The following is a 26,692-nucleotide window of genomic DNA, read 5'->3' as shown; positions in this document are numbered from 1 at the left end:
GGGATTTTTTCGAAGTAACTACCGGAGAGATCATCAATTGGTGCGAAGAGAGGGACTTGAACCCTCACGTCCGTAAGGACACTAACACCTGAAGCTAGCGCGTCTACCAATTCCGCCACCTTCGCACAGTCGATGTTGTTGCTTTGATTTATATTACGTCGCCAGCTTGGTGCGAAGAGAGGGACTTGAACCCTCACGTCCGTAAGAACACTAACACCTGAAGCTAGCGCGTCTACCAATTCCGCCACCTTCGCATCGATGCTGAGTGCAATATAAATCATGTGGTTATTTGGTGCGAAGAGAGGGACTTGAACCCTCACGTCCGTAAGGACACTAACACCTGAAGCTAGCGCGTCTACCAATTCCGCCACCTTCGCGTTCCAGAAACATTACCGGAGTAACGTTACCACGGAGGCGAATTCTAGAGATTTTGGCGGGCACGTCAACAGTTATTTCCCCGCTTTGCGGGCGTTTGCTGGAAAAACAGCCATATCGCCGCTTTTCTGCTGGTCAAACAGCCAAATCAGCCAATCAATCAACACCCTGACCCGCGGCGCCAGGAAACGGCCGGGCGGATACATGATGTAAATCGGCATTGGCGGAGGCGGCGTGTCCGCCAACACCTCCACCAGCTCTCCCTGTTTCAGCCAGGGCGCCAGCGAATAGCGCGCCGCCTGAATCAAGCCCATGCCGGCGCGTGCGCCGGCGATGTAGGCGTCGGCGCCGCTGACGCTGAGCTGGGCGGGCAGCTCGCGCAGTTCCAGCTTGCCGCCGCGGCAGAATTCCAGCGGGTAATCGCGGTTGCTGGCCAGTGAAAAATACCCCACCGCGCGATGCGGCTCCAGGCTATCGATGTCAAGCGGCGTGCCGTGGGCCTGCAGATAAGCGGGGGAGGCGCAGGTGACCTGCGGCAGTTGGGCGATGCGCCGCGCCGCCAGGCCGTCGTCTTCGGTTTCCCAGGCGCGCAGCACGCAGTCCACGCCTTCGCGCAACAGATCGACGTGGGTGTCGTTGGCGCCCAGCGCCAGCGTGATGTCGGGATACCGCCGATAAAAGTCGTCCAGCGCCGGAATCACCACCTCGCGCGCCAGCGAATGGGGCATATCGATGCGCACCTTGCCGGACGGCTGCAGCTTATGCTGGCTGAACAGCGTGTCCGCCTCCTCCAGCGCGCCCAGCAACTGTACGCAGCGTTGATAGTAGAGACTGCCTTCGCTGGTCACCTGCACCTGGCGGGTGGTGCGGATCAGCAGGCGCACGCCCAGCCGCTGTTCCAGCCGTTTCAGCGCGTTGCTGACCGTGGCGCGCGGCAGCTGCAGGCGTTCGGCCACCCGGCTGAAGCTACCCAGTTCGACGATGCGGGTAAAAATGCGCATGGCTTGAACCTGATCCATGTCCACTCCGGATTGTTGGTGATTTTTGAACAGTGATGTGCAATCTGCATTATTTATCTTTGTCGCGTAAACAACCAGACTTTGCTGCGTTATCCATTCACCGCATGAGGGCAGCACAATGCAACAACGTAAACTCGGTTCCAACGGTCCCGTCGTCTCCGCCCTGGGGCTGGGGTGCATGGGCATGAGCGACTTCTATTCCACCGGCGCCGATCGGCAGGAAGCCATCGCCACGCTGCACCGGGCGCTGGAGTTGGGCGTCACGCTGCTCGACACCGCCGACATGTACGGGCCGCACACCAACGAAGAGCTGGTGGGGGAGGCGATCAGGGGCAAGCGGCAACAGGTGTTCCTGGCCACCAAGTTCGGCATCCTGCGCGATCCGGCGGATCCTTCGGCGCGCGGCGTCAGCAGCCGGCCTGAGTATATCCGGCGCTCCGTCGAGGGGAGCCTGCGGCGCTTGGGCGTGGAGGAGATCGATCTCTATTATCAGCACCGGGTCGATCCGCAAGTGCCGATCGAAGACGTCGTGGGCACGATGGCGGATCTGATCCGCGAAGGCAAGATCCGTCACATCGGCCTGAGCGAGGCGTCGGTCGCCACGCTGGAGCGGGCGCACAAGGTGCATCCGATCACCGCGCTGCAGACCGAGTATTCGCTGTGGACGCGCGACGCCGAGCAGGGCGTGCTGGCGGCCTGCGAGCGCCTGGGCATCGGCTTTGTGCCCTACAGCCCGTTAGGGCGCGGTTTCCTCACCGGCGCTATCCGGCGGCCGGAGGATCTGGCCGAGGACGATTTCCGCCGCAGTAACCCGCGCTTCCAGGGGGAAAACTTCGCCCGCAACCTGGCGCTGGTGGAGAAGGTGGGCGAGCTGGCGGTGCAGAAGGGCGTCAAACCCTCACAGCTGGCGCTGGCCTGGGTGTTGGCGCAGGGCGAGCACATCGTGCCGATCCCCGGCACCAAACGCCGGCGCTATCTGGAAGAGAACGTCGCCGCGGCGGAGATCGCGCTGAGCGCGACTGAACTGGCAGCGATAGAAGCGGTGTTCCCGCTGAGCGCGGCGGCCGGCGATCGCTACGGCGCGGAGTCGATGACCTATATCAACGGCTAAAAAAAAACGCGCGGCCTCGGGCCGCGCTCTGTCGTTTTCCGCCAACGGAAACTTATTTCTTCTTCGGCGCGCGCGGCGGGCGGCCGACGGTCGCCTGGTACACCTTGAAGCGGCCGTTTTGCGCCAGCACTTCGTGGCTGCCGAAGGTGGCGTCCAGAATGTCCGGGTAGGGCAGGAAGGCGTTGGCGACGATGCGCAGCTGGCCGCCGATCGGCAGGTGCTTCACCGCGCCGCGGATCAGCGTTTCGGCGGCGGTCAGGCTGGTCTGCAGCCCGTCGTGGAACGGCGGGTTGGAGATGATCATGTCGAAACGGCCGGTGATATCGGAGTAAACGTTGCTGACGATCACTTCGCCTTCGATGCCGTTGGCGGCCAGCGTTGCGCGGCTGGATTCCACCGCGGCGGCATTGACGTCGCTGAGGGTCAGTTTCACCTTCGGCGACAGCTTGGCCATCACCGAGGCCATCACGCCGGCGCCGCAGCCGATGTCCAGCACCTTGCCTTTCATGTGTTTTTCCAGCGTCGACAGCAGCAGCGAGCTGCCGACGTCCAGACCGTCGCGGCTGAACACGCCCGGCAGCGTTTTCACTTCCAGATCGTGCAACTGATAGCTGTCCCACCACTCGTTCAGGTCGAACTCGGTCTGCGCGTCCAGGCGGCCGTGATACAGGCCGCAGCGGCGCGCGCTGTCGATTTTCGCCAGCGCAACGTGGCCTTCCAGCGTTGGCTCGGCGCTGCGCACGCCGCTGCGGTTTTCACCGACCACGAACACGTCCGCGCCCACCGGCAGCAGCGCCAGCAGGTTGCACAGCTGGAATTGCGCTTCCTGCTTGCTCTTCGGCCAGTAGTAAACCAGCGTGTCGCAGTCGGCGACGAAAGCGGGATCGACGGTCAAACCGAACTGCACGTTATCGCCCATCGTCCGGTTCAGTAACTGCCAGTGATGGTATTGCTGAGTGTGGACGCGCACGTCCGCGGCCTCGAATTGGGCCGGCAGGCTGTCCTGCAGGTCGCCGGCAAACAGCACGCGGCGTTCGATAAATTCATCACTGTGGCGCAGCATGACTTCACTGGCGGGGGTTAATGCAGACATCAGATATTGGCTCCTGGAAATGAGACCGGGGATTATAGAGCTTTGTGGCGATATGTTCGACGGGTTTGTTGGCGCGGGCTGCGCGGGTTTGTTAGCATAGCGCGGCGCATGGCAGGCATGGCGCACCACAATGGGTAGGAATCGGCATGGCATCAAAACGCGACTGGCTGTTACAACAACTGGGTATTACGCAGTGGACATTGCGCCGCCCGGGCGTGTTGCAGGGCGAAGTGGCGGTCAGTCTGCCGCCCGAGGCGCGCCTGCTGGTGGTCGCGCAGACGCTGCCCGCACCCGACGATCCGCTGTTTTGCGACGTGCTGCGCAGCCTGGGGCTGACGCCGGCGCAAACCTACAGCCTGACGCCGGAACAGGCGGCGATGCTGCCTGAAGAGACCACATGCAACAGTTGGCGGCTGGGCGTGACGGAACCGCTCGCGGTCGCCGGCGCGCAGCTACACAGCCCGGCGCTGGCCGAGCTTTCCCAAGACGCGGGGGCCAAACGCGCCCTCTGGCAGCAGATTTGTCATCATGAACACGATTTCTACCCTGACGGCGGCCGACCTGGCTACAGCCTTCACCATTGAGCAAGCCAGCCACGCCTTTCCCTGGACGGAAACCACCTTCGCCAGCAATCAGGGCGATCGCTACCTTAACCTGAAGCTGAGCGCCGACGGGGAGATGGCGGGATTCGCCATCACGCAAATCGTGCTGGACGAAGCCACGCTGTTCAACATCGCCATTCATCCGCAGCACCAGCGCCGGGGTTTTGGCCGCCTGTTGCTCAACGCGTTGATCGAACAGCTGGAGAGCCGCGGCGTGGTCACGCTGTGGCTGGAGGTGCGCGCCTCCAACCAGGCGGCGATCGCGCTGTATGAAGATCTCGGTTTCAACGAAGTCACCGTGCGCCGCAATTATTACCCGAGCGCCCACGGCCGCGAAGACGCGATCGTGATGGCGCTGCCGCTGGGGTAATCAGCCCGGCCGGAAAAAGCATTGATTGTCACCGGTTGGCAAATCGGCGAAAATGCCCGGCTGTTATCTTTTATTCACCGCTTTGCCCGGCGCCGCGATCGGCGCGTTCTGATGATGTCGCAGGGCGGACTAACCGTAGAACCTGAAAACCATGTCTCCTAGTGAATTTGCCCGCGAAGTCTCCAAAAGAAGAACTTTCGCCATCATCTCGCACCCCGATGCCGGTAAAACCACCATTACCGAAAAAGTGCTGCTGTTCGGACAGGCGATCCAGACCGCCGGTACGGTAAAAGGCCGCGGCTCCAGCCAGCACGCCAAATCCGACTGGATGGAAATGGAAAAGCAGCGCGGGATCTCGATCACCACCTCGGTGATGCAGTTCCCGTACCGTGACAGCCTGGTCAACCTGCTGGATACCCCGGGGCACGAAGACTTCTCCGAAGATACGTATCGCACCCTGACCGCGGTCGACTGCTGTCTGATGGTGATCGACGCCGCCAAGGGCGTAGAGGATCGCACCCGCAAGCTGATGGAAGTCACCCGCCTGCGCGACACGCCGATCCTGACCTTCATGAACAAACTGGACCGCGACATCCGCGATCCGATGGAGGTGATGGATGAAGTTGAGCGCGAACTGAAGATCGCCTGCTCGCCCATCACCTGGCCGATCGGCTGCGGCAAGCTGTTCAAGGGCGTTTACCACCTGTACAAGGATGAAACCTACCTGTACCAGACCGGTAAAGGCCACACCATTCAGGAAGTGCGCATCGTCAAGGGCCTGAACAACCCAGAGCTGGATGCGGCGGTGGGCGAAGATCTGGCGGCGCAGCTGCGCGATGAGCTGGAGCTGGTGCAGGGCGCTTCTCACGAGTTCGATCAGGAAGCTTTCCTGAGCGGCGAGCTGACGCCGGTGTTCTTCGGTACCGCACTCGGCAACTTCGGCGTGGATCATATGCTGGACGGCCTGGTGGCCTGGGCGCCGGCGCCGATGCCGCGCAAAACCGACACTCGCGAAGTGACGGCGGCGGAAGAGAAATTCACCGGCTTCGTGTTCAAGATTCAGGCCAACATGGATCCGAAGCACCGCGACCGCGTAGCCTTTATGCGCGTGGTGTCCGGCCGTTATGAGAAGGGCATGAAGCTGCGCCAGGTGCGCACCGGCAAAGACGTGGTGATCTCCGACGCGCTGACCTTTATGGCCGGTGACCGCTCGCACGTGGAAGAAGCCTACCCGGGCGACATCATTGGTCTGCACAACCACGGCACCATTCAGATCGGCGATACCTTCACCCAGGGTGAAGATATGAAGTTCACCGGCATCCCGAACTTCGCGCCGGAACTGTTCCGCCGCATTCGCCTGCGCGATCCGCTGAAGCAGAAACAGCTGCTGAAGGGGCTGGTGCAGCTGTCCGAAGAGGGCGCGGTGCAGGTGTTCCGCCCGATCGCCAACAACGATTTGATCGTCGGCGCGGTCGGCGTGCTGCAGTTCGACGTGGTGGTGGCGCGCTTGAAGAGCGAGTACAACGTGGAAGCGCTGTATGAGTCGGTCAACGTGTCGACGGCGCGCTGGGTCGAGTGCGACGACGTGAAGAAGTTCGAAGAGTTCAAGCGCAAGAACGAGATCAACCTGGCGCTGGACGGTGGGGACAACCTGTCCTACATCGCGCCGACCATGGTGAACCTCAACCTGACGCAGGAACGTTATCCTGACGTGACCTTCCGCAAGACCCGCGAACACTGATAAATCGGCAGGGCGCCCGGTGCGCCCTGCCAGTTCCCCGTATTCTCACTCCGCTAATTAATAAATCTTCCTCATATTTTATCCTGCGAATCGATGCCGCCCAGGCGAGACGCGATTGGCCTGCGTTTTCCGCCACATGGTCTATCTTTAACGAGATGTCCGCACATTGCTTGAGAGTAAATCACTGCAATACGCTGATTGTTTGGTGAGTTATTCTGATGTGTTGCCGATAGGAGACAGTCTGTTTCCTTAAATATCAATGAGATGACTGTTTTACCGTTTCGTGTCACTTGGTCTGTCGTCAATAGGCGACAGTTTTTTGATTAAAAATCCGACTCAATGCTTTTTTTGTTTGATTTTTAAGGTGTTTATGAAGTTGGCACGGCGGTTGCAATATTCCTGTCGTGAACGCTTAATCGTATAGCGATGATGAAGTATTTACCGAGAGGCCGCGTGAAGGCGGCTGAAGGGTTCCGGCGCTCTGGCGCTGGGGCCCCCAACAAAAGGAAGAGATCGATGAAAAAGACCAAATTTGCACACTCGCTGATGGCTGTTGTTTTGGGTTCTGCTTTGGTGAGCGGCACTGCGCTGGCCGAAGACAGTCTGCTCAACAAGGCGTCTAACGCCGCGGACAGTGCCGGTGCCAAAATCGATAGCTCCATGAAAAAAGTTGACGGTTACATGGATGACAGCGCGATAACGGCTAAAGTTAAAAGTGCGTTGGTGGACGATAAAACCATCAAAAGCACTGACATTTCGGTGAAAACCGAAAAAGGCACCGTGATCCTTAGCGGGTTTGTCGGCAGCCAGGCGCAGGCGGAGCATGCGGTTGCGGTTGCCGGTAAGGTGGAAGGCGTCAAAACCGTCAGCGACAAGCTGCACGTGAAAGATGAAGCCAACCAGTCGATCAAATCGTATGCCGGCGACACCGCCACCACCAGCGAGCTGAAAGCCAAGCTGCTGGCCGATGACATCGTGCCGTCGCGCAATGTGAAAGTGGAAACCACCGATGGCGTGGTGCAGCTTTCCGGTGAGGTGAAAACGCAGGCGCAGTCTGAGCGTGCCGAAAGCATCGCCAAGGCTATCGACGGCGTGAAAAGCGTGAAAAACGACCTGGTGGTCAAGCCGTAATCCCGCCAGGCGCCCGTAACAAGTAACAACAAGCCGCATCTGTCGGGCCGTGAAGGCGGCCCGACGTGTACCACCAAAAAAAGAAACTGATTTGCCGTCGATGTCCCGTTGTCGGGGCGGTAGACGGCAGCGAATTTTTTCACAATGGTAAGGAGAAGCTTATGTTTCGTTGGGGCATTATCTTTTTAGTCATCGCGCTTATCGCTGCGGCACTGGGGTTCGGTTCGCTGGCGGGCACCGCCGCCTGGGCCGCCAAAGTCGTGTTCGTTGTCGGCATCATCCTGTTCCTGGTCAGCCTGTTCACCGGCCGTCGGCGCCCTTAGCCGGCCGGCATTTTCCTGCAAACTGTAACAAAGCTTAATTCCTTTTCTCACCTCGGGGAGGGCCGGCCATGAACAGCGACATTATCGTCGGGCGCTGGAAACAGCTGAAAGGTCAGGTATGGCAGGCGTGGGCCGAATGGTCCGGCAGCGATGGTGCCTGGTTGGCCGGCAGCAATGATTTCCTCGTCGGCGTGCTGCAAGAGGATTACGGAAGAGAGCGAGACGCGGTATCCTCGGAGAAAACGTCTCACTGAGGATGCCAAGTTGGGATACAGAATACCCATCACGCTCGGCAATATAGAACCGCTGGCGTCTAAACCTTTTCGACCAGGAAAAATGGCGTTGGTCTGCGAAGGCGGCGGCCAGCGCGGCATTTTCACCGCCGGCGTGCTGGACGAGTTCCAGCGCGCGGGCTTTAACCCTTTCGATCTGCTGATCGGCACATCGGCCGGCGCTCAGAATCTGTCTGCCTACATCTGTGGGCAGATGGGCTACGCGCGCCGGGTGATCACCCGTTACACCACCTCGGCCCAGTTCTTCAATCCGCTGCGTTTCGTGCGCGGCGGGCATCTGATCGATCTCGATTGGCTGGTTGATACGGCGGCGGCGCAGATGCCGCTGGCGATGGACGTGGCGGAACAGCATTTTATCGACGGGCGCGAATTCCTGCTGTGCGCCTGCCGCAGCGACGATTTCGAACCGGCCTATCTGCCGGCGCAGCGCGAACGCTGGCTGCCGGCCATCAAGGCGTCCAGCGCCATTCCCGGCTTTTACCGTCAGGGCGTGGAGTTGGACGGCGTCAGCTATCAGGACGGCGGCATCAGCGATGCGATCCCGGTTGAAGAGGCCTACCGCCGCGGCGCCGACACCATCGTGGTGATCCGCACCGTGCCTTCGCAAATGTACTACACCCCACAGTGGATGAAGCGCATGGAGCACTGGCTGAGCGACAGCAGCCTGCAGCAGATGGTGCGCATCCTGCAGCATCATGAGCAAAGCTATCACCGCATCCAGCGCTTTATTGAGAAACCGCCGGGCAAGCTGCGCATCTTCGAGATCTTCCCGCCTAAGCCGCTGGCCAGCAATGCGCTGGGCAGCCGACTGGGGGCGCTCAATCAGGATTATCACCTGGGGCGCCGCTGCGGCCGCTACTTCCTGGCCACCGTCGGCCAGTGGATGGCGCAGCAGGAACCGGACGGTATCAAGGTGCAAAAATCGTTGTCGCGCCGCCTGATCCAGCCGGAGAACGTCAGAATGCCTTCGCCGATCGTGACCGACATCGCCATGTCGCCCGATCTCACGGCGCAGCCGGAGGCTGCGGTGGCGGCGCCGAAAATCATCCTGCCGGGCGATCTGCCGCCGGGTGAAGGGGGCGCGCTGTGAGCTACGCCTTTACCGACACCCACTGCCATTTCGATTTCCCGCCCTTTACCGGACATGAGGCCGAGAGCCTGACGCGGGCGGCAAGCGCCGGCGTAAAGCGCATCATCGTCCCGACGGTCACCGCCGATCGCTTCGCGCGGGTGTTGCGGCTGGCGCAGGAGCATGCGCCGCTGTTCGCCGCGCTGGGGCTGCACCCGCTGTATATCGCGCAGCATCATGAGCCGCAGCTGGAACAGCTGGTGGCGCTGTTGGCCGAACGGCCGCGCAAGCTGGTGGCGGTGGGGGAGATCGGGCTCGATCTGTATATGGACAACCCGCAGTTCGAGCGCCAGCAAAGCGTGCTGCTGGCCCAACTGAGGCTGGCGAAACAGCATGACCTGCCGGTGATCCTGCACTCGCGGCGTACCCACGATCAGCTGGCCGCGGCGCTGCGGCGCATGCAGCTGCCGCGTCGCGGCGTGGTGCACGGCTTCGCCGGCAGCCTGTCGCAGGCGCAGGCGTTTATCCGCCTCGGCTATTACATCGGCGTGGGCGGCACCATCACCTATGAGCGGGCGCAGAAAACGCGCGGCGTGATGGCGCAGCTGCCGCTTGAGGCGCTGCTGCTGGAGACGGATGCGCCGGACATGCCGCTGGCCGGCTATCAGGGGCAGCCGAATCGCCCCGAGCGTGCCGCCGAGGTGTTTCACGCGCTGTGCGAGCTGCGGCCGGAACCGGCCGACGAGATCGCCGCCCATCTGCAACGCAATACCCAGTCACTGTTTGCCATGCCGGATTGACGAGCTTATAACGTGACTTGCGTCACGTTATAAGATTTTCATTTGCGTCTCGTTGTATACATTTGTGACATAAATCGGTGCGAGGGTGACCTCGCTCAGTATAATCCCCCCGAAACTCTCCAATAGCAGACCTCTCTTCATGAGCAGGGATGTATTTTATTTTTTGCAACAGGGAAACTTTGCATGCAACTCATCATGAGTCTGGTTGGCATGGCGGTGCTGATCGCCATTGCGGTGCTGCTCTCCAGCAACCGCCGGGCCATCAAACTGCGCACCGTCGTGTGGGCGTTCATCATTCAGGTCGGCATCGGCGCGCTGGTGCTGTACGTGCCGCTGGGCCGCAGCATCCTCGGCAGTATGTCTAACGGTGTAGCAAACGTTATCGCCTACGGCAATCAGGGCATTTCGTTCATCTTCGGCGGGCTGGTGTCCGACAAGATGTTCGAGGTGTTCGGCGGCGGCGGCTTCGTGTTCGCGCTGCGCGTCCTGCCGGTGATCGTGTTCTTCTCCTCGCTGATTGCGGTGCTGTACTACCTCGGCATCATGCAGTTGGTGATCCGCGTGCTGGGCGGCGGCCTGCACAAGTTACTGGGCACTTCGCGCACCGAATCGCTGTCGGCGACCGCCAACATTTTCGTCGGCCAGACCGAAGCGCCTTTGGTGGTGCGTCCGTATATCGCCACCATGAGCCAGTCAGAACTGTTCGCCGTGATGTGCGGCGGCCTGGCCTCGGTGGCCGGTTCGGTGCTGGCGGGATACGCGCAGATGGGTGTGCCGCTGGAATACCTGATCGCGGCGTCCTTCATGGCCGCGCCGGGCGGGCTGCTGTTCGCCAAGCTGATGGTGCCGGAAACCGAGCAGACCCATGATAAAGACGATGCGATGAAGCTGATCGCTGAAGAAGATCGTCCGGCCAACGTGATCGACGCGGCGGCTTCCGGCGCGGCCTCCGGCATGCAGCTGGCGCTGAACGTCGGTGCGATGCTGCTGGCGTTTATCGCGCTGATCGCCTTGCTTAACGGTATTCTCGGCGGTATCGGCGGCTGGTTCGATTATCCGCAGCTGTCGCTTGAACTGATCCTCGGCTGGGTGTTCTCGCCGATCGCTTTCCTGATCGGCGTGCCGTGGAGCGAGGCGATGACCGCCGGTTCGTTCATCGGCCAGAAGATCATCGTCAACGAGTTCGTCGCCTACATGAACTTCGGCGCCTATCTGCGCCCGGATGACGTAGTGGCGGCGGAAGGCCTGCAGGTACTGTCGACGCACACCAAGGCGATCATCTCCTTTGCGCTGTGCGGCTTCGCCAACCTCTCCTCGGTGGCGATCTTGCTGGGTGGTCTGGGCAGCATGGCGCCCAACCGTCGCCACGACATCGCGCGCTTCGGTCTGAAGGCCGTGGCGGCGGGCACGCTGTCCAACCTGATGAGTGCCACCATCGCCGGCTTCTTCCTGGCGCTGTAAGCCATCACGGAGCCCGCGACGGCGCGACCGATCGCGGGACTCCGCCTATACTCTAAGCAACGCGGGTGTTTGCCGCACCCGCGATCTTCAGCCGCTTCTTTAGCGAATTTGTGAACGATATCGCGTTATTTTGTGATGCTCTTCACATATAATTCCGGTCTGTTACAGTGCTATTTCATATAGTGTGACGATGAACGCGAATCGCCTCCGGCATTCGTGTTCAAATAGCTATTACTGGCCGGCCGCAAGGCGGGTGGCCATGTGCGGTGAGAAGGATCTCAGTTGCCGCCGCGGGAACGCCGTTCCCCAGCGCTATCTTCATGGAACCAAGTCCGCTCGCCAACACCCAGGTACTCAGTTGGAGAGTTTTATGACCGAATTAACCGCAGCAGCGCAACGTGCGCTGAACTTGATGGATTTAACCACGCTGAATGATGATGACACCGACGAGAAAGTGATCGCGCTCTGTCGTCAGGCCAACAGCCCGGCCGGCCACACGGCGGCCATCTGCATCTACCCGCGTTTTATCCCGGTGGCGCGTAAGGCGCTGCGCGAGCAAGGCACGCCGGACATCCGCATCGCCACCGTGACCAACTTCCCGCATGGCAATGACGATATCGACATCGCGCTGGCGGAAACCCGCGCGGCGATCGCCTATGGCGCGGATGAAGTGGACGTGGTGTTCCCATACCGTGCGCTGATCGCCGGCAACGAACAGGTCGGCTTCGAGCTGGTGAAACAGTGCAAGCAGGCTTGCCAGGCGGCTAACGTGCTGCTGAAAGTGATCATCGAAACCGGTGAGCTGAAACAGGCCGATTTGATCCGCAAGGCGTCCGAGATCGCCATCAAGGCCGGGGCTGACTTTATCAAGACCTCCACCGGCAAGGTGCCGGTCAACGCCACCCTGGAGAGCGCCGAGCTGATGATGTCGGTGATCCGCGATCTGGGCGTGGCGAAGACGGTGGGCTTCAAGCCGGCCGGCGGCGTGCGCACCGCGGAAGACGCGCTGCATTATCTGCAACTTGCCGATCGTATTCTGGGCGAGGGGTGGGCCGATGCGCGGCATTTCCGCTTTGGCGCTTCCAGCCTGCTGGCCAGCTTGCTGACCACGCTGGGCCACCGGACCCAGACCGCCGGCGGCGGCTACTGATCGATTTCGTTGGCGGGCGCCAGGCGCGCCCGTCTGCACCGACTCTCAGCGACACAGGGGGATGCCTTGTTCCTGGCTCAAGAAATTATTCGTAAGAAACGCGACGGCCAGCCGTTAAGCGAAGCGGAAATCCGCTTTTTCATCAACGGTATTCGCGACAATGTGGTGTCGGAAGGGCAGATCGCCGCGCTGGCGATGACCATTTATTTCCATGACATGAGCATGCCGGAGCGCGTGGCGCTCACCATGGCGATGCGCGATTCCGGCACCGTGCTGGACTGGAAGAGTCTGGCGCTGAACGGCCCGATCGTCGACAAGCACTCGACCGGCGGCGTGGGCGACGTGACCTCGCTGATGCTCGGCCCGATGGTGGCGGCCTGCGGCGGCTATGTGCCGATGATCTCCGGCCGCGGCCTGGGGCATACCGGCGGCACGCTGGACAAGCTGGAAGCCATTCCGGGCTTCAATATTTTCCCGGACGATAACGCCTTCCGCAAAATTATTCAGGACGTCGGCGTGGCGATCATCGGCCAGACCAGCTCGCTGGCGCCGGCGGACAAACGTTTTTACGCCACCCGCGACATCACCGCCACCGTGGATTCTATCCCGCTGATCACTGCCTCCATTCTGGCCAAGAAACTGGCGGAAGGGCTGGATGCGCTGGTGATGGACGTGAAGGTCGGTTCCGGCGCCTTTATGCCGACCTATGCCCTGTCGCAAGATTTGGCGCAGGCGATCGTCGGCGTGGCCAACGGCGCGGGCTGCAAGACCACTGCGCTGCTGACCGACATGAACCAGGTGCTGGCCTCCAGCGCCGGCAATGCGGTGGAAGTGCGCGAAGCGGTGCGTTTCCTGACCGGTGAATACCGCAACCCGCGCCTGCTGGAAGTGACGCTGGCGCTGTGCGTGGAGATGCTGCTGTCCGGCGGCCTGGCGAATGACGAGGCCGATGCGCGTGCCAAACTGCAGGCGGTGCTGGACAACGGCAAGGCGGCGGAAGTGTTTGGCCGCATGGTGGCGGCGCAGCAAGGGCCGATAGACTTCGTCGAACGTTATGATAGCTATCTGCCGGCGGCAACGCTGAGCAAGCCGGTGTATGCTGAAAATCCGGGCATCATCAGCGCCATGGATACCCGCGCGCTGGGCATGGCGGTGGTTTCGCTGGGCGGCGGCCGCCGTCGGGCGAGCGACGCCATCGATTACAGCGTCGGTCTGACCGAGGTGGCGCGCCTGGGTGATAAGGTGGATGCCCAGCAGCCGCTGGCGATGATCCACGCCAACGATGAAGAGAGCTGGCAGCAGGCGGCCGATGCGGTGCGTAGCGCAATGACGCTGAGTGACAAGGCGCCGGAAGCGACGCCGGTAGTGTATAAGCGCGTCACGGAATAACCCAAGAATCAGGAACGGCCGCGGCTTTTTCGCGGCCGTCCAAAGCGTGAGAACACGCAGGAGAGCACAGATGAAACGCACATTTATTATGGTATTGGACTCCTTCGGCATCGGCGCCAGCGAAGACGCCGATCGTTTTGGCGACCGGGGTTCCGACACTCTGGGCCACATCGCCGAGGTTTGCGCGCGCGGTGAAGCCAACGTGGGCCGCCAGGGTCCGCTGACGCTGCCTAACCTGAGCCGCCTGGGGCTCGGCAAAGCGGCGGAAGAGTCCACCGGCAACTTCCCGCAGGGGCTGGATCGCAATGCCGACATCATCGGCGCTTACGCATACGCCAGCGAGCTCTCTTCCGGTAAAGACACGCCGTCGGGCCACTGGGAAATCGCCGGCGTGCCGGTACTGTTCGACTGGGGCTACTTCAAGGACGAGCACAACAGCTTCCCGCAGGCGCTGCTGGATAAGCTGGTGGAGCGCGCCAACCTGCCGGGCTACCTGGGCAACTGTCACTCATCCGGCACCGTGATCCTCGATCAACTGGGCGAAGAGCACATGAAAACCGGCAAGCCGATTTTTTACACCTCCGCCGACTCGGTGTTCCAGATCGCCTGCCATGAAGAAACCTTCGGCCTGGATCGCCTATACGAGCTGTGCGAAATCGCGCGTGAAGAGCTAACCGAAGGCGGTTACAACATCGGCCGCGTGATCGCGCGTCCGTTCGTCGGCGACAAGCCGGGCCACTTCCAGCGCACCGGCAACCGCCACGATCTGGCGGTAGAGCCGCCGGCGCCGACCGTGCTGAAAAAGCTGGTGGACGAGAAGGGCGGCGAAGTGGTGTCGATCGGTAAAATCGCCGACATCTATGCCAACGTCGGCATCACCAAGAAGGTGAAAGCGACCGGCATCGACGCGCTGTTCGACGCGACCCTGATTGAAATGGAAAAGGCCGGCGACAACACCATCGTGTTCACCAACTTCGTGGACTTCGACTCCTCTTACGGCCATCGCCGCGACGTGGCGGGCTACGCCGCCGCGCTGGAGCTGTTCGACCGCCGCCTGCCGGAGCTGCTGAAGCTGGTGAAAGACGAAGACATCATCATCTTCACCGCCGACCACGGCTGCGATCCGACCTGGCCGGGCACCGACCACACCCGTGAGCACATCCCGGTGCTGGTCTACGGCCCGAAAGTGAAACCGGGCTCGCTGGGCCACCGCGAGACCTTCGCCGACATCGGCCAGACCGTCGCCAATTATTTTGGCCTGTCGCCGATGGATTACGGTAAAACCCTGTTTTAATTCGTGAGTTTAAGGCGGTGGCGCAGTTGGCCGCCGCCTGACATACCACGGCTTATACGTTTAACGCTATTTAATACGATTTAAAGGAAGAGAATTATGGCTACGCCGCACATTAATGCTGAGATGGGTGATTTCGCTGACGTAGTACTGATGCCGGGCGATCCGCTGCGCGCAAAATACATCGCCGAAACCTTCCTGGAAGGCGCGGTGGAAGTGAACAACGTGCGCGGCATGTTGGGCTTCACCGGCACCTACAAAGGCCGCCGCATCTCCGTAATGGGCCACGGCATGGGCATTCCGTCCTGCTCCATCTACGCGCGCGAGCTGATCGCCGAATTCGGCGTGAAGAAGATCATTCGCGTGGGTTCCTGCGGCGCGGTGCGTGACGATATCAAACTGCGCGACGTGGTGATCGGCATGGGCGCGTGCACCGACTCTAAGGTGAACCGTCTGCGCTTCAAGGACAACGACTACGCGGCGATCGCCGACTTCGACATGGTGCGCAACGCGGTCGACGCGGCGGCGGCGCAGGGCATCCCGGCGCGCGTGGGCAACATCTTCTCCGCCGATCTGTTCTACACCCCGGATCCGGATATGTTCCAGGTGATGAAGAAGTACGGCATCCTGGGCGTGGAAATGGAAGCGGCCGGCATCTACGGCGTGGCGGCGGAGCTGTACGAAGAGTTCGGCTGTAAGGCGCTGACCATCTGCACCGTGTCCGACCACATCCTGCGTCACGAAGCGACCACGGCGGCGGAACGCCAGACCACCTTTAACGAAATGATCGTTATCGCGCTGGAATCCGTGCTGCTGGGCGACAAAGCGTAATAACGCGGCGGGCGCCGTCATGGCGCCCGCCCGTCAATCTATTCACTCCGCATGGCCGTTTTTTGCTAACGCTTTACCTTTCAATTGGATGTGGATCCCGTTGTTACGGACAATCTATTCACCGAAAGGACAAGAAAACGGCACGGACGCATTCAACGCCTGGCCTGAGTTACTCCTTCTTCGGCGCTTCCTGCTTTGTCTCCGGCGCATCCTCTTCGTCGTCTTCCACCGTATTGCCTTCTTCCAGTGGCGTGTTGGCGGTCAACAGGTACGGCGACTGCTGCCAGCGGCTGCGGCGGTGCTGCAGCAGGGTGCGCGCCAGAATGATGCCGATCGCCAGCGCCAGCAGGATCATCAGGCGCAGCAGGTTGGTGGTGTTGTCCACCTGTTTGGATTCGGTCGCCAGCACGTGGGTGTCGAGGGTGATGCGGATAAAGCCGATCGGGCCGTCTTTGCCCTGAATGGATTCGACCAATTGGTGGTTGAAGTAGCTGCCGGCGCGTTTGCCGTCGAGCGACAGGCGATCGCGTATACTTATCTGCTCCCCGGCGTGGGAGACCAGCGTGCCGTCCAACTGATACACGCTGACGTCGAGAATGCGGCTGTGATCGGTGAGCTGCTTGAGGATGGCGTCGATGCGCGGGTTGTTGCCGTCGTCGTCCAGCAGCGGCGCCAGGCTGTAGGCGACCTGTTTGGTCAGCGTCTGCGCCAGCTCTTCCACCTGCTCGGATCGCGCCATTTGGTGACTCAGACTAAAATAAGAGGCGCCCTGCATCAGCAGCACCAGCAAAGCCAGGCAAATCAGGATAATAGCGGTGCGGTGCAGGCGAAATTTCAGTTTAGCGCGAGCCATGCAGGTTCCTTGGGCATCGGGGACACTTTATGTTGCCAGAACCGCTGGCGATAGGATAGCTTGATGCGTCGTTTTATCATGCAGCGTTTTTGTCCATTCAGGAGTCAATGATGTCAAACAGTCTGACCTATTGCGATCTTCCGGCGGAGATCTCTCAATGGCCGGGTCTTCCCCTTTCGCTCAGCGGCGACGAAGTGATGCCGCTGGACTACCGGGCGGGCAATACCGGGTGGCTGTTATACGGCAGGAAGCTGGACAAGGCGCGCATTACCCAATTCCAACGCAAGCTGGGCGCGGCGATGGTGATCGTCACCGCCTGGGGCGTGGACGACTATCAGGTGGTGCGGCTGGCGGGCACCTTGACGCCGCGCGCCAAGCTGTTGGCGGCGGAGAGCGGGCTGGACGTGGCGCCGCTCGGCAAGATCCCGCACCTGCGCACGCCGGGGCTGCTGGTGATGGACATGGATTCGACGGCGATCGAGATCGAATGCATCGACGAGATCGCCAAATTGGCGGGCGTCGGCGAACAGGTGGCGGAAGTCACCGAACGCGCGATGCGCGGCGAGCTGGACTTTACCGCCAGCCTGCGCCAGCGCGTCGGCACGCTGAAAGGGGCCGATGCCAACATCCTCAAGCAGGTGCGCGACGAGCTGCCGTTGATGCCGGGGCTGACCAGCCTGGTGGGCAAGCTGCAGGCGATGGGCTGGCATGTGGCGATCGCCTCCGGCGGCTTCACCTACTACGCCGAATACCTGCGCAACCGGCTGCGGCTGGTGGCGGCGGCGGCCAATGAGCTGGAGATCCGCGACGGCAAGCTGACCGGCGAAGTGCTGGGGCCGGTGGTGGACGCGCAGTTCAAAGCCGACACGCTGCTGCGGCTGGCGGAGAAGCTGGAGATCCCGCTGGCGCAAACCGTGGCCATCGGCGACGGCGCCAACGACTTGAAAATGATGCAGGCGGCGGGGCTGGGCATCGCCTACCACGCCAAGCCGAAAGTGTATGAAAAAGCGCAGGTATCGATCCGGCATGCGGATCTGATGGGCGTGCTGTGTATTCTCACCGGCAGCCTGAAACACGAAGTGCGATAACGAAAGATTGAGGTAAGACGTGGCAAAAGCGGCAAAACGGGCATTTGTGTGCAATGAGTGCGGGGCGGACTATCCGCGTTGGCAGGGGCAGTGCAGCGCCTGTCATGCCTGGAACACCATCACGGAAGTGCGTTTGGCCGCGTCGCCCGCAGCGGCGCGCAACGATCGCCTCAGCGGCTATGCCGGAGACGCCGGCGTCAGCAAGGTGCAGAAGCTGTCGGAAATCAGCCTGGAGGCGCTGCCGCGCTTCACCACCGGCTTTCTCGAGTTCGACCGCGTGCTGGGCGGCGGCGTGGTGCCCGGCAGCGCGATTCTGATCGGCGGCAACCCCGGCGCCGGCAAGAGCACCCTGTTGCTGCAGGTGCTGTGCAAACTGTCCGAACAGATGAAAACCCTGTACGTCACCGGTGAGGAGTCGCTGCAGCAGGTGGCGATGCGCGCTCACCGTCTGGGGCTGCCGACCGGCGGCCTGAACATGCTGTCGGAAACCAGCATCGAGCAGATCTGCCTGATCGCTGAGCAGGAACAGCCGAAGCTGATGGTGATCGACTCGATTCAGGTGATGCACATGGCGGACATTCAGTCTTCGCCGGGCAGCGTGGCGCAGGTGCGGGAAACCGCCGCCTACCTGACGCGCTTCGCCAAGACGCGCGGCGTGGCGATCTTGATGGTCGGCCACGTCACCAAAGACGGCTCGCTGGCCGGGCCAAAAGTGCTGGAACACTGTATCGACTGTTCGGTGCTGCTGGACGGCGACGCCGATTCCCGCTTCCGTACCCTGCGCAGCCACAAGAACCGCTTCGGCGCGGTCAACGAGCTGGGGGTGTTCGCCATGACCGAACAGGGGCTGCGCGAAGTCAGCAACCCGTCGGCGATCTTCCTCAGCCGCGGCGATGAAGTCACCTCCGGCAGCTCGGTGATGGTGGTGTGGGAAGGCACCCGGCCGCTGCTGGTGGAGATCCAGGCGCTGGTGGATCACTCGATGATGTCCAACCCGCGCCGCGTGGCGGTGGGCCTGGAGCAGAACCGGTTGGCGATCCTGCTGGCGGTGCTGCACCGGCACGGCGGGCTGCAGATGTCGGATCAGGACGTGTTCGTCAACGTGGTCGGCGGGGTGAAAGTCAGTGAGACCAGCGCCGATCTGGCGTTGCTGATGTCGCTGGTCTCGAGCCTGCGCGATCGGCCGCTGCCGAACGATCTGGTGGTGTTCGGCGAAGTGGGGCTGGCGGGGGAAATTCGCCCGGTGCCGAGCGGCCAGGAGCGGATCGCCGAAGCGGCCAAGCACGGCTTCAAGCGCGCCATCGTGCCGCACGGCAATATGCCGAAGAAGCCGCCGGCCAACATGCAGGTGTTCGGGGTCAAGAAGCTGGCGGACGCGCTGGACGTGCTGGAAGAGTTTTATTAATGTCGCCGACGGCGAGCAAGATATACTATTTTGTTTAGCATACTAAACGGAGGTGGCCATGCCGCAATTTGATTACCTGAAGACGTCCATCAAGCAAAAGGGCTGCACGTTGCAGCAGGTGGCGGATGCCAGCGGCATGACCAAGGGCTATCTGAGCCAGCTGTTGAACGACAAGATCAAAAGCCCGAGCGCGCAAAAGCTCGAAGCGCTGCACCGTTTTCTCGGGCTGGAGTTCCCGCGTAAAGAGGTTAAAGTCGGCGTGGTGTTTGGTAAATTTTACCCGCTGCACACCGGCCACATCTACCTGATCCAGCGCGCCTGCAGCCAGGTGGATGAGCTGCACGTCATTTTGTGCCACGACGAGCCGCGCGACCGCGAACTGTTCGAGAACAGTTCGATGTCGCAACAGCCGACGGTCAGCGATCGCCTGCGCTGGCTGCTGCAGACCTTCAAGTACCAGAAAAACATCCATATCCACTCGTTCGACGAGCAGGGCATCGAGCCCTACCCGCACGGCTGGAACGTGTGGAGCGACGGCATGAAGGCCTTTATGGAACAGAAAGGCATCGTGCCGAGCTTTATCTATTCCAGCGAAGCGCAGGATGCGCCGCGTTACCGCGAGCATCTGGGCATCGAAACCATTCTGGTCGACCCCGAGCGTTCGTTCATGAACATCAGCGGCAATCAGATCCGCCAGGATCCGTTCCGCTACTGGGATTACATCCCGACCGAGGTGAAGCCGTTCTTCGTGCGCACCGTGGCGATCCTCGGCGGCGAGTCGAGCGGCAAATCGACGCTGGTCAACAAGCTGGCCAACATCTTCAACACCACCAGCGCCTGGGAATATGGCCGCGATTACGTGTTCTCGCACCTGGGCGGCGACGAGATGGCGCTGCAGTACTCCGACTACGACAAAATTGCCCTCGGGCAGGCGCAATACGTGGATTTCGCGGTCAAGTACGCCAACAAGGTGGCATTTATCGATACCGATTTCGTCACCACCCAGGCGTTTTGCAAAAAGTACGAGGGGCGTGAACACCCCTTCGTGCAGGCGCTGATCGACGAATACCGTTTCGATCTGGTGATCCTGCTGGAAAACAACACGCCGTGGGTGGCGGACGGCCTGCGCAGCCTGGGCAGTACCGCCGATCGGCTGGCGTTTCAGCGCCTGCTGGAGGAGATGCTGCGCGCCAACAACATCGAGTATGTGCACGTTGAGTCCAGCGATTACGAAGAGCGCTTCCTGCGCTGCGTCGAGCTGGTGCAACAGCTGCTGGCGGCGGACGCCGGCCGGTTGGTGAACGCGCCCGCCCAGCATCACGCCGCAGGCTGAGCAAAATTAGCGTAATGTGCGATCGCGCGGCAGAAACGGCCGCCCGGGCGCACATTTAACGGCTTGTTTAAACATGGTTCATTCGACAGCGACTACGTTAAGCTTTTCTTTACAATAACGCTTAGAAGAAGACATGTCTTATCGCTTGCTCGCTCTTTGGTTGGTCTGCTATGCCGCAGCCTGGACGCTGCTGACTGTTCATCTCGATCCTACCCTGCCTTACGACGCCGTCGAGGCGCTCAACTGGGGCCTCAACGGCGAATGGGGCTCACCGAAAAACCCGTGGCTGGTCGGGGCGGCGATGCAGCCGGCGATCGGGTTCTCGTGGCTGCCGCTGAACCTGTACTGGTATGGCGGGCACTTCATCGCCATCGCCATCGGCATGTTGGGCGTCTGGCTGTTGGCGCGCCGGCTGAGCGGCAGCACCTCGCTGGCCTGGATGGCGCTGTTGACGCTCAACCTGTCCGGCATCATCAATTTCGACATCATTCCCTACAACGACAATTACCTGTTGGTGATGCTGTGGCCGTGGATGGCGCTGTTTTTCCACCTGGCTATATCGCGTTCGGCCAACTGGTGGCCGGCCTTCGCGCTGACGGCCGGTTTGGCGATGATGGCGAAGTACTCGACCTTCGCCTTCGTCTATTTCGCCGCGCTGTCGACGCTGTTCGTACCGCAGATCCGCCGCTGTTATCGCCAGCCGCAGTTCTATCTGGCGGTGGCGATCTGGTTGGCGCTGGTGTTGCCGAACGTGTTCTGGTTGTGGAACCACGATTTCGCCGCCTTCAAGTGGGTGGATTCGCAGATCAAGATGCAGCTCAATCTCGACATGCTGCAGTCGCTGCTGCTGGTGTTCTATCCGTCGCTGGTGCTGTGGGGGATCCTGCGGCGCAGCGGGGCGGTGCTGGCCTGGCCATCGGCGTTGCCGATGCGGGTGTTGCTGTGGGTCTACCTGTTGCCGCTCGGCATCATTACCTTCTGGTTCTCTTTCAACGTCGGCGGCCGGCTGACCGAATGGCTGCAGCCGTTCTTCATGCTGGCGCCTGCGCTGTTGGTCGGTTGCGTGCGCCAGCCGCCGGTGCGTTCGCTGCGCGCGGCGACCATTGGTCTGATGTGCGCGGCGCTGGCGGTCTACCTGGGGTATGCCGCGGTGATGCTGGGCAACGTGCGCAACGCCGGTCAGAAAATGGTGGGTATCAAGGCGTTCAGCGCCGAGGTGGAGCGGCAGTGGCAGGAGCGGTATGGCGTTGAACTGCGCTACGTCGGCGGCGAATACCTGTCGCAGTGGATGACGGTGTACGCCGGTTCCCGGCCGCGAACCATTACGCGTTGGTCCAATCATACGCGGCCGAATATCTACAACGTCAACATCAGCTATCCGCAGATTGCGCAGCACGGCGTTGCCCTGTTCGGGCGGTTGGGTGAGGACTGCGCGCGCAGCGACTTCGGCGGCGAGTTGGCCCACTGGCCGAAGATGCGCCTCGATTGGCAGCAGACGCTGACGTTCCGCGCCGATCCGCATAGCGACGAGCAGACGCTGTGCGTCGGTTTCGTTCGTCCGCAGTAACGGCGGCGCGCTGCGCCGCCGCGATTCAGGCTCAGTAAGCGATAACCAGCTTGCCTTGCATATGGCCGCCGAGCAGCTGTTGATGCGCGGCGGTCAGCGTGTCTACCGACAGCCCGTGCAGGGTTTCGCTCAGTGTGGTGCTCAGCTTGCCCTCGTCCAGCAGCTGCGCCACCTGCTGCAGGATCTTGCCCTGCTGCGCGATGTCCGGGGTGGTGAACATGCTGCGGGTGAACATGAATTCCCAGTGCAGCGCGGCGCTTTTCAGCTTCAGCGCGTTTTGGTCCAGCGGCTGCGCGTTTTCGACGATGGTGCAGATATGGCCGAGCGGCGCGATCAGTTCGGCCATCGCCGGCCAGTGGCCGTCGGTATCGTTCAGACACAGGATGTAATCCACCTGCTCGATGCCCTGCTGCGCCAGGTTGCCCTTCAGATCGCGGTAGTCCACCACCAGATCGGCGCCGCGCTCACGGCACCAGGCGGCGGATTCCGGTCTTGATGCGGTGGCGATCACTTTCACCTTGCTGCGCAGCGCGGCCAGCGGAATGGCCAGCGAACCGACCCCGCCGGCGCCGCCGATGATCAGCAGCGTCTTGTGCTCCGGCGCGTCCTGAATGTTCAGGTGTTCGAACAGCGCCTCCCAGGCGGTGAGGGCGGTGAGCGGCATGGCGGCGGACTCGGCCCAGTTCAGGCTGCGCGGCTTGTGCGCGGCGATGCGTGAGTCGATCAGTTGGTGACTGCTGTTGCTGCCGGGGCGGGTGATGTCGCCGGCGTACCACACTTCATCGCCGGGCTTGAAGCCGCTGACGCCGTTGCCCACGTCCACCACGACGCCGCTGGCGTCCCAGCCGAGAATGCGCGGCTGCTGCAGGCCGTTTTTCTGCAGACCGGCGTGCACTTTGGTGTCCACCGGGTTGACCGACGCCGCTTTCACTTCCACCAGCAGATCGTACTGGCCGGGCACCGGCATCTCCGGTGAGATTTCGATGAAATCGGCGGGGTTCTGCGGGTCTACGGCAATGGCTTTTATCGACATGATTGTACTCCTTTCAAATGATGCCCCCAGTGTAGACCCGCGACAGTGGGGTGATAAGATGGACAATATCTAACGGAGTGTTCGTTTAAGGTGAACAATGGAATTCAAACAACTGCAGGACATGGCGTTGTTCGCGCTGGTGGCGGAGTGCGGCAGTTTTACCGCCGCCGCGCAGCGCGTTGGGTTGCCGAAATCCAGCGTCAGCCAGCGCATCAGCCAGCTCGAGCAGACGCTGGGGCTACGGCTGCTCAATCGCACCACGCGCCAGCTGAACCTGACCTTCGCCGGTGAGCGTTATCTGGAACATTGTCAGGTCATGATGTCTGCTGCCGAACGTGCCGATCTGGCATTGCAGCGGCTGCGCGATAACCCGAGCGGCCGCCTGCGCATCTCGACGCCCGCCGGGCTGGGGGCGACCCTGGTGGCGCGGCTGGCAGCGGATTTTCAGCGCCAGTACCCGGACGTTTCGCTGGAGGTGTCGGTGTCTGACGCGATGGTGGATCTGGTGCAGGAAGGTTTCGACGCCGCGCTGCGCACCGGCAAGCCGCAGGATTCTTCGCTGATCGGCCGCCGTCTCGGGTATGCGCCGCGCTATCTGTTGGCCGCACCGTCCTATTTGGCGCAGCACCCGCCGATCGAACATCCGCAGCAGCTGCAGCAGCATCGCTGTATCGCCCACCGCGCCTGGACGGCCTGGAACCTGCGCTGCGGCGATGACTACTACCGTTGGCAGCTGCCGCTGGCGCACACCACCGACAACCTGCTGTATGCGCGCGAATGCGCCATCGCCGGCGCGGGGATCACGCTGCTGCCGGCGTTTCTCAGCCGCGAGGTGGTGGCGCAGAAACTGTTGGTGGAGGTGCTGCCGGCGTGGCGCGCAGAAGGGAATGAGCTATATCTGGTCTACCCGAGCCGCAAGCTGAATTCCGCGGCGTTGGCCTGCTTCATCGATGTGGTGCTGCAGCATCCGGCGTTCGACGACTACGCGCGCGAGCTGGCGCGGGAGTAAAAAAAGGCGCCGCATGCGGCGCCTTTCGTATTACTTGGCGATCTTCTTGTACTTGATGCGGTGCGGCTCGAGCGCATCGGCGCCCAGCGTACGCTTCTTGTACTCTTCGTACTCGGTGAAGTTGCCTTCGAAGAATTCCACCTTGCCCTCGTCCTGGTAGTCCAGGATGTGGGTGGCGATACGGTCGAGGAACCAACGGTCGTGCGAGATCACCATGGCGCAGCCAGGGAATTCCAGCAGGGCGTTTTCCAGCGCGCGCAGGGTTTCGATATCCAGGTCGTTGGTCGGTTCATCGAGCAGCAGTACGTTGCCGCCAACCTGCAGCAGCTTGGCCAGATGCAGACGGCCACGCTCACCGCCGGACAGCTCGCCCACGCGTTTGCCCTGATCGACGCCCTTGAAGTTGAAGCGGCCGACATAGGCGCGGCTTGGCATCTCGGTGTTGCCGATGCGCATGATGTCCTGCCCGCCGGAGACTTCTTCCCACACGGTTTTCGAACCGTCCATGTTGTCGCGGAACTGATCGACGGACGCCAGCTTGACGGTATCGCCCAGCACAATGCTGCCGGAATCAGGCTGCTCCTGGCCGGACATCATGCGGAACAGCGTGGATTTACCCGCGCCGTTCGGGCCGATGATGCCGACGATCGCGCCTTTCGGCACCGAGAACGACAGGTCGTCGATCAACAGGCGGTCGCCATAGGACTTACGCAGGTTGCTGACTTCGACCACTTTATCGCCCAGGCGTGCGCCAGGCGGAATGAACAGCTCGTTGGTTTCGTTACGTTTCTGGTATTCGGTGTTGTTCAGCTCTTCAAAGCGGGCCAGGCGGGCCTTACCTTTGGACTGACGGCCTTTGGCGCCCTGACGCACCCACTCCAGCTCTTTCTCGATCGACTTGCGACGAGCGGCTTCGGCGGACGCTTCCTGTGCCAGACGCGCGTCTTTCTGCTCCAGCCAGGAGGAGTAGTTGCCTTCCCATGGAATGCCTTCACCGCGGTCAAGTTCGAGGATCCAGCCGGCCACGTTATCCAGGAAGTAACGGTCGTGGGTGATCGCTACCACGGTGCCTTCGAAGTCGTGCAGGAAGCGTTCCAGCCAGGCCACGGACTCGGCGTCCAGGTGGTTGGTCGGTTCGTCCAGCAGCAGCATGTCCGGCTTTTCCAGCAGCAGGCGGCACAGCGCCACGCGGCGGCGTTCACCGCCGGACAGGTGGGCGATTTTGGCGTCCCAGTCCGGCAGGCGCAGCGCATCGGCGGCGCGTTCCAGCTGGGCGTTGAGGTTGTGACCGTCGTGCGCCTGAATGATCTCTTCCAGGCGGCCCTGTTCGGCGGCCAGCTTGTCGAAGTCTGCGCCTTCTTCCGCGTACAGCGCGTACACTTCGTCCAGGCGCTTCAGCGCGCCGACCACTTCCGCCAGCGCTTCTTCCACCGACTCACGCACGGTGTGTTCGAGGTTAAGCTGCGGCTCCTGCGGCAGGTAACCGATCTTGATGCCCGGCTGCGGGCGCGCTTCCCCTTCGATATCGGTATCGATGCCGGCCATGATGCGCAGCAGGGTGGACTTACCGGCGCCGTTCAGGCCCAGCACGCCGATTTTGGCCCCAGGGAAGAAGCTCAGGGAGATGTTTTTCAAAATATGACGCTTCGGCGGTACCACCTTGCCGACGCGGTGCATGGTATAGACGTATTGAGCCACGTTGCTCTAAGCCTCTCTATATCAGTATTTATAGGATGTCTGGCGGCATGAGTGTAGCCCGTTTCGATCTCGGATCCCAGACATCGCTCAGCGATCGCTAAGTATAACCGTTTATGCGCCGATAAAGGCGCATATTGGTGGCTTATGGCGTGACGACGATCGCGACGCGGCGGTTTTCCGCACGGCCGCTGGAGGTGCGGTTATCGGCAACGGGATCGCGCTTGCCCATGCCGCGGGTTTCGATATTGGCGCGTGGAATGCCGACGCTGGCCAGCAGATCGGCCACCGCATCGGCGCGGCGCAGGGAGAGCTGATCGTTATAGCTGTCTTCACCGTAGTTGTCGGTATGGCCGTCCAGGCGGAACTTGGTGATGCCGACGCTCAGCAGCGCACGGCCCATCTTCTGTACCGTCTCGGTGCTTTCCGGGTTCAGTTTACCGATGTTGTTGCCGAACAGCACCTTATCCGACAGGCCGAACTCCCAGCCGTTATCGGTCAGTTTGAAGCCCTGCGATTGCAACAGCGCGACCTGCTCGGGTGTCAGGCCCTGCGGTTTGCTCTGGCAGCCGGCGAGCGCCAGCAGAGCGACGAACATCATCGTCAGCAGTGAAAAACGGCCTTTAAAAAGTTGCTGTATCATAGTCAAAATCCCTAGTT

General features: G+C 61.5%; 25 protein-coding genes and 3 tRNA genes. 19 read left to right on the top strand and 9 right to left on the bottom strand.

Features of this window, described 5'->3' with window-relative positions; translation table 11 throughout:
* Positions 1 to 38 precede the first annotated feature (38 nt).
* The 4 genes from L085_RS01080 to L085_RS01065 all read right to left on the bottom strand — a co-directional run bounded on the left by L085_RS01080 (position 39) and on the right by L085_RS01065 (position 1,394).
* Positions 39 to 125: transfer RNA gene (locus L085_RS01080), tRNA-Leu, on the bottom strand.
* Positions 126 to 167: 42 nt separating this feature from the next.
* Positions 168 to 254 (bottom strand) — tRNA-Leu (locus tag L085_RS01075).
* Between the two features lie 36 nt (positions 255 to 290).
* A tRNA-Leu gene (locus L085_RS01070) sits at positions 291 to 377 on the bottom strand.
* 72 nt (positions 378 to 449) lie between these two features.
* A complete protein-coding gene (locus L085_RS01065) occupies positions 450 to 1,394 on the bottom strand; it encodes a LysR family transcriptional regulator (protein WP_044029734.1) in 945 nt (314 codons plus the stop codon).
* 118 nt (positions 1,395 to 1,512) lie between these two features.
* Here L085_RS01065 and L085_RS01060 point away from each other — a divergent pair, with 118 nt between their 5' ends.
* Positions 1,513 to 2,505: an aldo/keto reductase gene (locus L085_RS01060; RefSeq protein ID WP_044029733.1), complete on the top strand. Its 993-nt coding sequence runs from the start codon at positions 1,513 to 1,515 to the stop codon at positions 2,503 to 2,505.
* A gap of 52 nt (positions 2,506 to 2,557) precedes the next feature.
* Here the strand turns inward: L085_RS01060 and rsmC are convergent, their stop codons facing one another.
* Positions 2,558 to 3,598, bottom strand: a complete 1,041-nt coding sequence (rsmC, locus tag L085_RS01055) for a 16S rRNA (guanine(1207)-N(2))-methyltransferase RsmC (RefSeq protein WP_044029732.1) — start codon at positions 3,596 to 3,598, stop codon at positions 2,558 to 2,560.
* A 146-nt stretch (positions 3,599 to 3,744) separates the two neighbouring features.
* Here rsmC and L085_RS01050 point away from each other — a divergent pair, with 146 nt between their 5' ends.
* From L085_RS01050 to deoD, 13 genes are all read left to right on the top strand, one after another.
* Positions 3,745 to 4,182, top strand: a complete 438-nt coding sequence (locus L085_RS01050) for a DNA polymerase III subunit psi (protein WP_044029731.1) — start codon at positions 3,745 to 3,747, stop codon at positions 4,180 to 4,182.
* Positions 4,127 to 4,570, top strand: coding sequence for a ribosomal protein S18-alanine N-acetyltransferase (gene rimI / locus L085_RS01045; protein WP_044029730.1), 444 nt, complete (start codon positions 4,127 to 4,129; stop codon positions 4,568 to 4,570). Before L085_RS01050 ends, rimI begins: the two co-directional genes overlap by 56 nt.
* A gap of 151 nt (positions 4,571 to 4,721) precedes the next feature.
* Positions 4,722 to 6,311, top strand: a complete 1,590-nt coding sequence (gene prfC, locus L085_RS01040) for a peptide chain release factor 3 (protein WP_004933094.1) — start codon at positions 4,722 to 4,724, stop codon at positions 6,309 to 6,311.
* A gap of 516 nt (positions 6,312 to 6,827) precedes the next feature.
* Positions 6,828 to 7,442, top strand: a complete 615-nt coding sequence (gene osmY, locus L085_RS01035; RefSeq protein ID WP_004933091.1) for a molecular chaperone OsmY — start codon at positions 6,828 to 6,830, stop codon at positions 7,440 to 7,442.
* 161 nt (positions 7,443 to 7,603) lie between these two features.
* Positions 7,604 to 7,765, top strand: coding sequence for a DUF1328 domain-containing protein (locus L085_RS24265; protein ID WP_004933089.1), 162 nt, complete (start codon positions 7,604 to 7,606; stop codon positions 7,763 to 7,765).
* A gap of 68 nt (positions 7,766 to 7,833) precedes the next feature.
* Positions 7,834 to 8,019: a hypothetical protein gene (locus L085_RS01030; RefSeq protein ID WP_004933086.1), complete on the top strand. Its 186-nt coding sequence runs from the start codon at positions 7,834 to 7,836 to the stop codon at positions 8,017 to 8,019.
* Positions 8,020 to 8,029: 10 nt separating this feature from the next.
* Positions 8,030 to 9,148: a patatin family protein gene (locus L085_RS01025; protein ID WP_031300414.1), complete on the top strand. Its 1,119-nt coding sequence runs from the start codon at positions 8,030 to 8,032 to the stop codon at positions 9,146 to 9,148.
* A complete protein-coding gene (locus L085_RS01020; RefSeq protein ID WP_044029729.1) occupies positions 9,145 to 9,927 on the top strand; it encodes a TatD family hydrolase in 783 nt (260 codons plus the stop codon). Before L085_RS01025 ends, L085_RS01020 begins: the two co-directional genes overlap by 4 nt.
* A gap of 183 nt (positions 9,928 to 10,110) precedes the next feature.
* On the top strand, positions 10,111 to 11,388 hold the full coding sequence (locus tag L085_RS01015; RefSeq protein WP_004933076.1) for a NupC/NupG family nucleoside CNT transporter: 1,278 nt from the start codon (positions 10,111 to 10,113) through the stop codon (positions 11,386 to 11,388).
* A gap of 370 nt (positions 11,389 to 11,758) precedes the next feature.
* The gene (gene deoC, locus L085_RS01010) at positions 11,759 to 12,538 is read left to right on the top strand and encodes a deoxyribose-phosphate aldolase (protein ID WP_044029728.1); all 780 of its coding nucleotides are present in this window, start codon (positions 11,759 to 11,761) and stop codon (positions 12,536 to 12,538) included.
* Between the two features lie 66 nt (positions 12,539 to 12,604).
* The gene (deoA, locus tag L085_RS01005; RefSeq protein WP_004933068.1) at positions 12,605 to 13,927 is read left to right on the top strand and encodes a thymidine phosphorylase; all 1,323 of its coding nucleotides are present in this window, start codon (positions 12,605 to 12,607) and stop codon (positions 13,925 to 13,927) included.
* Between the two features lie 70 nt (positions 13,928 to 13,997).
* The gene (gene deoB / locus L085_RS01000; RefSeq protein WP_015376593.1) at positions 13,998 to 15,221 is read left to right on the top strand and encodes a phosphopentomutase; all 1,224 of its coding nucleotides are present in this window, start codon (positions 13,998 to 14,000) and stop codon (positions 15,219 to 15,221) included.
* A 96-nt stretch (positions 15,222 to 15,317) separates the two neighbouring features.
* Positions 15,318 to 16,049: a purine-nucleoside phosphorylase gene (deoD, locus tag L085_RS00995; RefSeq protein ID WP_004933059.1), complete on the top strand. Its 732-nt coding sequence runs from the start codon at positions 15,318 to 15,320 to the stop codon at positions 16,047 to 16,049.
* Positions 16,050 to 16,218: 169 nt separating this feature from the next.
* Here the strand turns inward: deoD and L085_RS00990 are convergent, their stop codons facing one another.
* Positions 16,219 to 16,902: a YtjB family periplasmic protein gene (locus tag L085_RS00990; RefSeq protein ID WP_004933054.1), complete on the bottom strand. Its 684-nt coding sequence runs from the start codon at positions 16,900 to 16,902 to the stop codon at positions 16,219 to 16,221.
* 110 nt (positions 16,903 to 17,012) lie between these two features.
* Between L085_RS00990 and serB the strand changes: the two genes are divergently transcribed.
* From serB to L085_RS00970, 4 genes are all read left to right on the top strand, one after another.
* Positions 17,013 to 17,990: a phosphoserine phosphatase gene (serB, locus tag L085_RS00985; RefSeq protein ID WP_004933052.1), complete on the top strand. Its 978-nt coding sequence runs from the start codon at positions 17,013 to 17,015 to the stop codon at positions 17,988 to 17,990.
* Positions 17,991 to 18,009: 19 nt separating this feature from the next.
* Positions 18,010 to 19,395, top strand: coding sequence for a DNA repair protein RadA (gene radA, locus L085_RS00980; RefSeq protein WP_044029727.1), 1,386 nt, complete (start codon positions 18,010 to 18,012; stop codon positions 19,393 to 19,395).
* A 58-nt stretch (positions 19,396 to 19,453) separates the two neighbouring features.
* Positions 19,454 to 20,728 carry a multifunctional transcriptional regulator/nicotinamide-nucleotide adenylyltransferase/ribosylnicotinamide kinase NadR gene (gene nadR / locus L085_RS00975; RefSeq protein ID WP_021505379.1) on the top strand — a complete coding sequence of 425 codons (1,275 nt, stop codon included), beginning with the start codon at positions 19,454 to 19,456 and terminating at the stop codon, positions 20,726 to 20,728.
* Between the two features lie 133 nt (positions 20,729 to 20,861).
* Positions 20,862 to 22,295 (top strand): glycosyltransferase family 39 protein, encoded by a 1,434-nt coding sequence (locus L085_RS00970; RefSeq protein WP_015376597.1) that lies wholly within the window; start codon positions 20,862 to 20,864, stop codon positions 22,293 to 22,295.
* A 31-nt stretch (positions 22,296 to 22,326) separates the two neighbouring features.
* Here L085_RS00970 and L085_RS00965 read toward each other — a convergent pair whose 3' ends face one another.
* Positions 22,327 to 23,328, bottom strand: coding sequence for a zinc-binding alcohol dehydrogenase family protein (locus L085_RS00965; protein WP_033631747.1), 1,002 nt, complete (start codon positions 23,326 to 23,328; stop codon positions 22,327 to 22,329).
* Positions 23,329 to 23,425: 97 nt separating this feature from the next.
* Between L085_RS00965 and L085_RS00960 the strand changes: the two genes are divergently transcribed.
* On the top strand, positions 23,426 to 24,337 hold the full coding sequence (locus L085_RS00960; RefSeq protein ID WP_015376599.1) for a LysR family transcriptional regulator: 912 nt from the start codon (positions 23,426 to 23,428) through the stop codon (positions 24,335 to 24,337).
* 30 nt (positions 24,338 to 24,367) lie between these two features.
* On the opposite strand, the gene ettA is transcribed toward L085_RS00960, so the two are convergent.
* Together ettA and L085_RS00950 are read right to left on the bottom strand one after the other, a co-directional pair.
* On the bottom strand, positions 24,368 to 26,035 hold the full coding sequence (gene ettA / locus L085_RS00955) for an energy-dependent translational throttle protein EttA (protein WP_015376600.1): 1,668 nt from the start codon (positions 26,033 to 26,035) through the stop codon (positions 24,368 to 24,370).
* A 142-nt stretch (positions 26,036 to 26,177) separates the two neighbouring features.
* A complete protein-coding gene (locus L085_RS00950) occupies positions 26,178 to 26,675 on the bottom strand; it encodes an OmpA family protein (protein ID WP_015376601.1) in 498 nt (165 codons plus the stop codon).
* Between the last annotated feature and the right edge of the window lie 17 nt (positions 26,676 to 26,692).

Origin of the sequence: Serratia sp. FS14 (assembly GCF_000695995.1) — a bacterium.
GTDB classification, from domain to species: domain Bacteria; phylum Pseudomonadota; class Gammaproteobacteria; order Enterobacterales; family Enterobacteriaceae; genus Serratia; species Serratia nematodiphila.
The sequence above is the reverse complement of the archived record's forward strand: the minus strand, read 5'-3'. Positions and strand labels throughout refer to the sequence as shown.

What these genes read in the sequence shown, in the direction of transcription:
- L085_RS01065 (WP_044029734.1), bottom strand. Translation starts at nt 1,394, where the DNA reads ATGGATCAGGTTCAAGCCATGCGCATTTTTACCCGCATCGTCGAACTG.
- L085_RS01060 (WP_044029733.1), top strand. Translation starts at nt 1,513, where the DNA reads ATGCAACAACGTAAACTCGGTTCCAACGGTCCCGTCGTCTCCGCCCTG.
- rsmC (WP_044029732.1), bottom strand. Translation starts at nt 3,598, where the DNA reads ATGTCTGCATTAACCCCCGCCAGTGAAGTCATGCTGCGCCACAGTGAT.
- L085_RS01050 (WP_044029731.1), top strand. Translation starts at nt 3,745, where the DNA reads ATGGCATCAAAACGCGACTGGCTGTTACAACAACTGGGTATTACGCAG.
- rimI (WP_044029730.1), top strand. Translation starts at nt 4,127, where the DNA reads ATGAACACGATTTCTACCCTGACGGCGGCCGACCTGGCTACAGCCTTC.
- prfC (WP_004933094.1), top strand. Translation starts at nt 4,722, where the DNA reads ATGTCTCCTAGTGAATTTGCCCGCGAAGTCTCCAAAAGAAGAACTTTC.
- osmY (WP_004933091.1), top strand. Translation starts at nt 6,828, where the DNA reads ATGAAAAAGACCAAATTTGCACACTCGCTGATGGCTGTTGTTTTGGGT.
- L085_RS24265 (WP_004933089.1), top strand. Translation starts at nt 7,604, where the DNA reads ATGTTTCGTTGGGGCATTATCTTTTTAGTCATCGCGCTTATCGCTGCG.
- L085_RS01030 (WP_004933086.1), top strand. Translation starts at nt 7,834, where the DNA reads ATGAACAGCGACATTATCGTCGGGCGCTGGAAACAGCTGAAAGGTCAG.
- L085_RS01015 (WP_004933076.1), top strand. Translation starts at nt 10,111, where the DNA reads ATGCAACTCATCATGAGTCTGGTTGGCATGGCGGTGCTGATCGCCATT.
- deoC (WP_044029728.1), top strand. Translation starts at nt 11,759, where the DNA reads ATGACCGAATTAACCGCAGCAGCGCAACGTGCGCTGAACTTGATGGAT.
- deoB (WP_015376593.1), top strand. Translation starts at nt 13,998, where the DNA reads ATGAAACGCACATTTATTATGGTATTGGACTCCTTCGGCATCGGCGCC.
- deoD (WP_004933059.1), top strand. Translation starts at nt 15,318, where the DNA reads ATGGCTACGCCGCACATTAATGCTGAGATGGGTGATTTCGCTGACGTA.
- L085_RS00990 (WP_004933054.1), bottom strand. Translation starts at nt 16,902, where the DNA reads ATGGCTCGCGCTAAACTGAAATTTCGCCTGCACCGCACCGCTATTATC.
- serB (WP_004933052.1), top strand. Translation starts at nt 17,013, where the DNA reads ATGTCAAACAGTCTGACCTATTGCGATCTTCCGGCGGAGATCTCTCAA.
- nadR (WP_021505379.1), top strand. Translation starts at nt 19,454, where the DNA reads ATGCCGCAATTTGATTACCTGAAGACGTCCATCAAGCAAAAGGGCTGC.
- L085_RS00970 (WP_015376597.1), top strand. Translation starts at nt 20,862, where the DNA reads ATGTCTTATCGCTTGCTCGCTCTTTGGTTGGTCTGCTATGCCGCAGCC.
- L085_RS00965 (WP_033631747.1), bottom strand. Translation starts at nt 23,328, where the DNA reads ATGTCGATAAAAGCCATTGCCGTAGACCCGCAGAACCCCGCCGATTTC.
- L085_RS00960 (WP_015376599.1), top strand. Translation starts at nt 23,426, where the DNA reads ATGGAATTCAAACAACTGCAGGACATGGCGTTGTTCGCGCTGGTGGCG.
- L085_RS00950 (WP_015376601.1), bottom strand. Translation starts at nt 26,675, where the DNA reads ATGATACAGCAACTTTTTAAAGGCCGTTTTTCACTGCTGACGATGATG.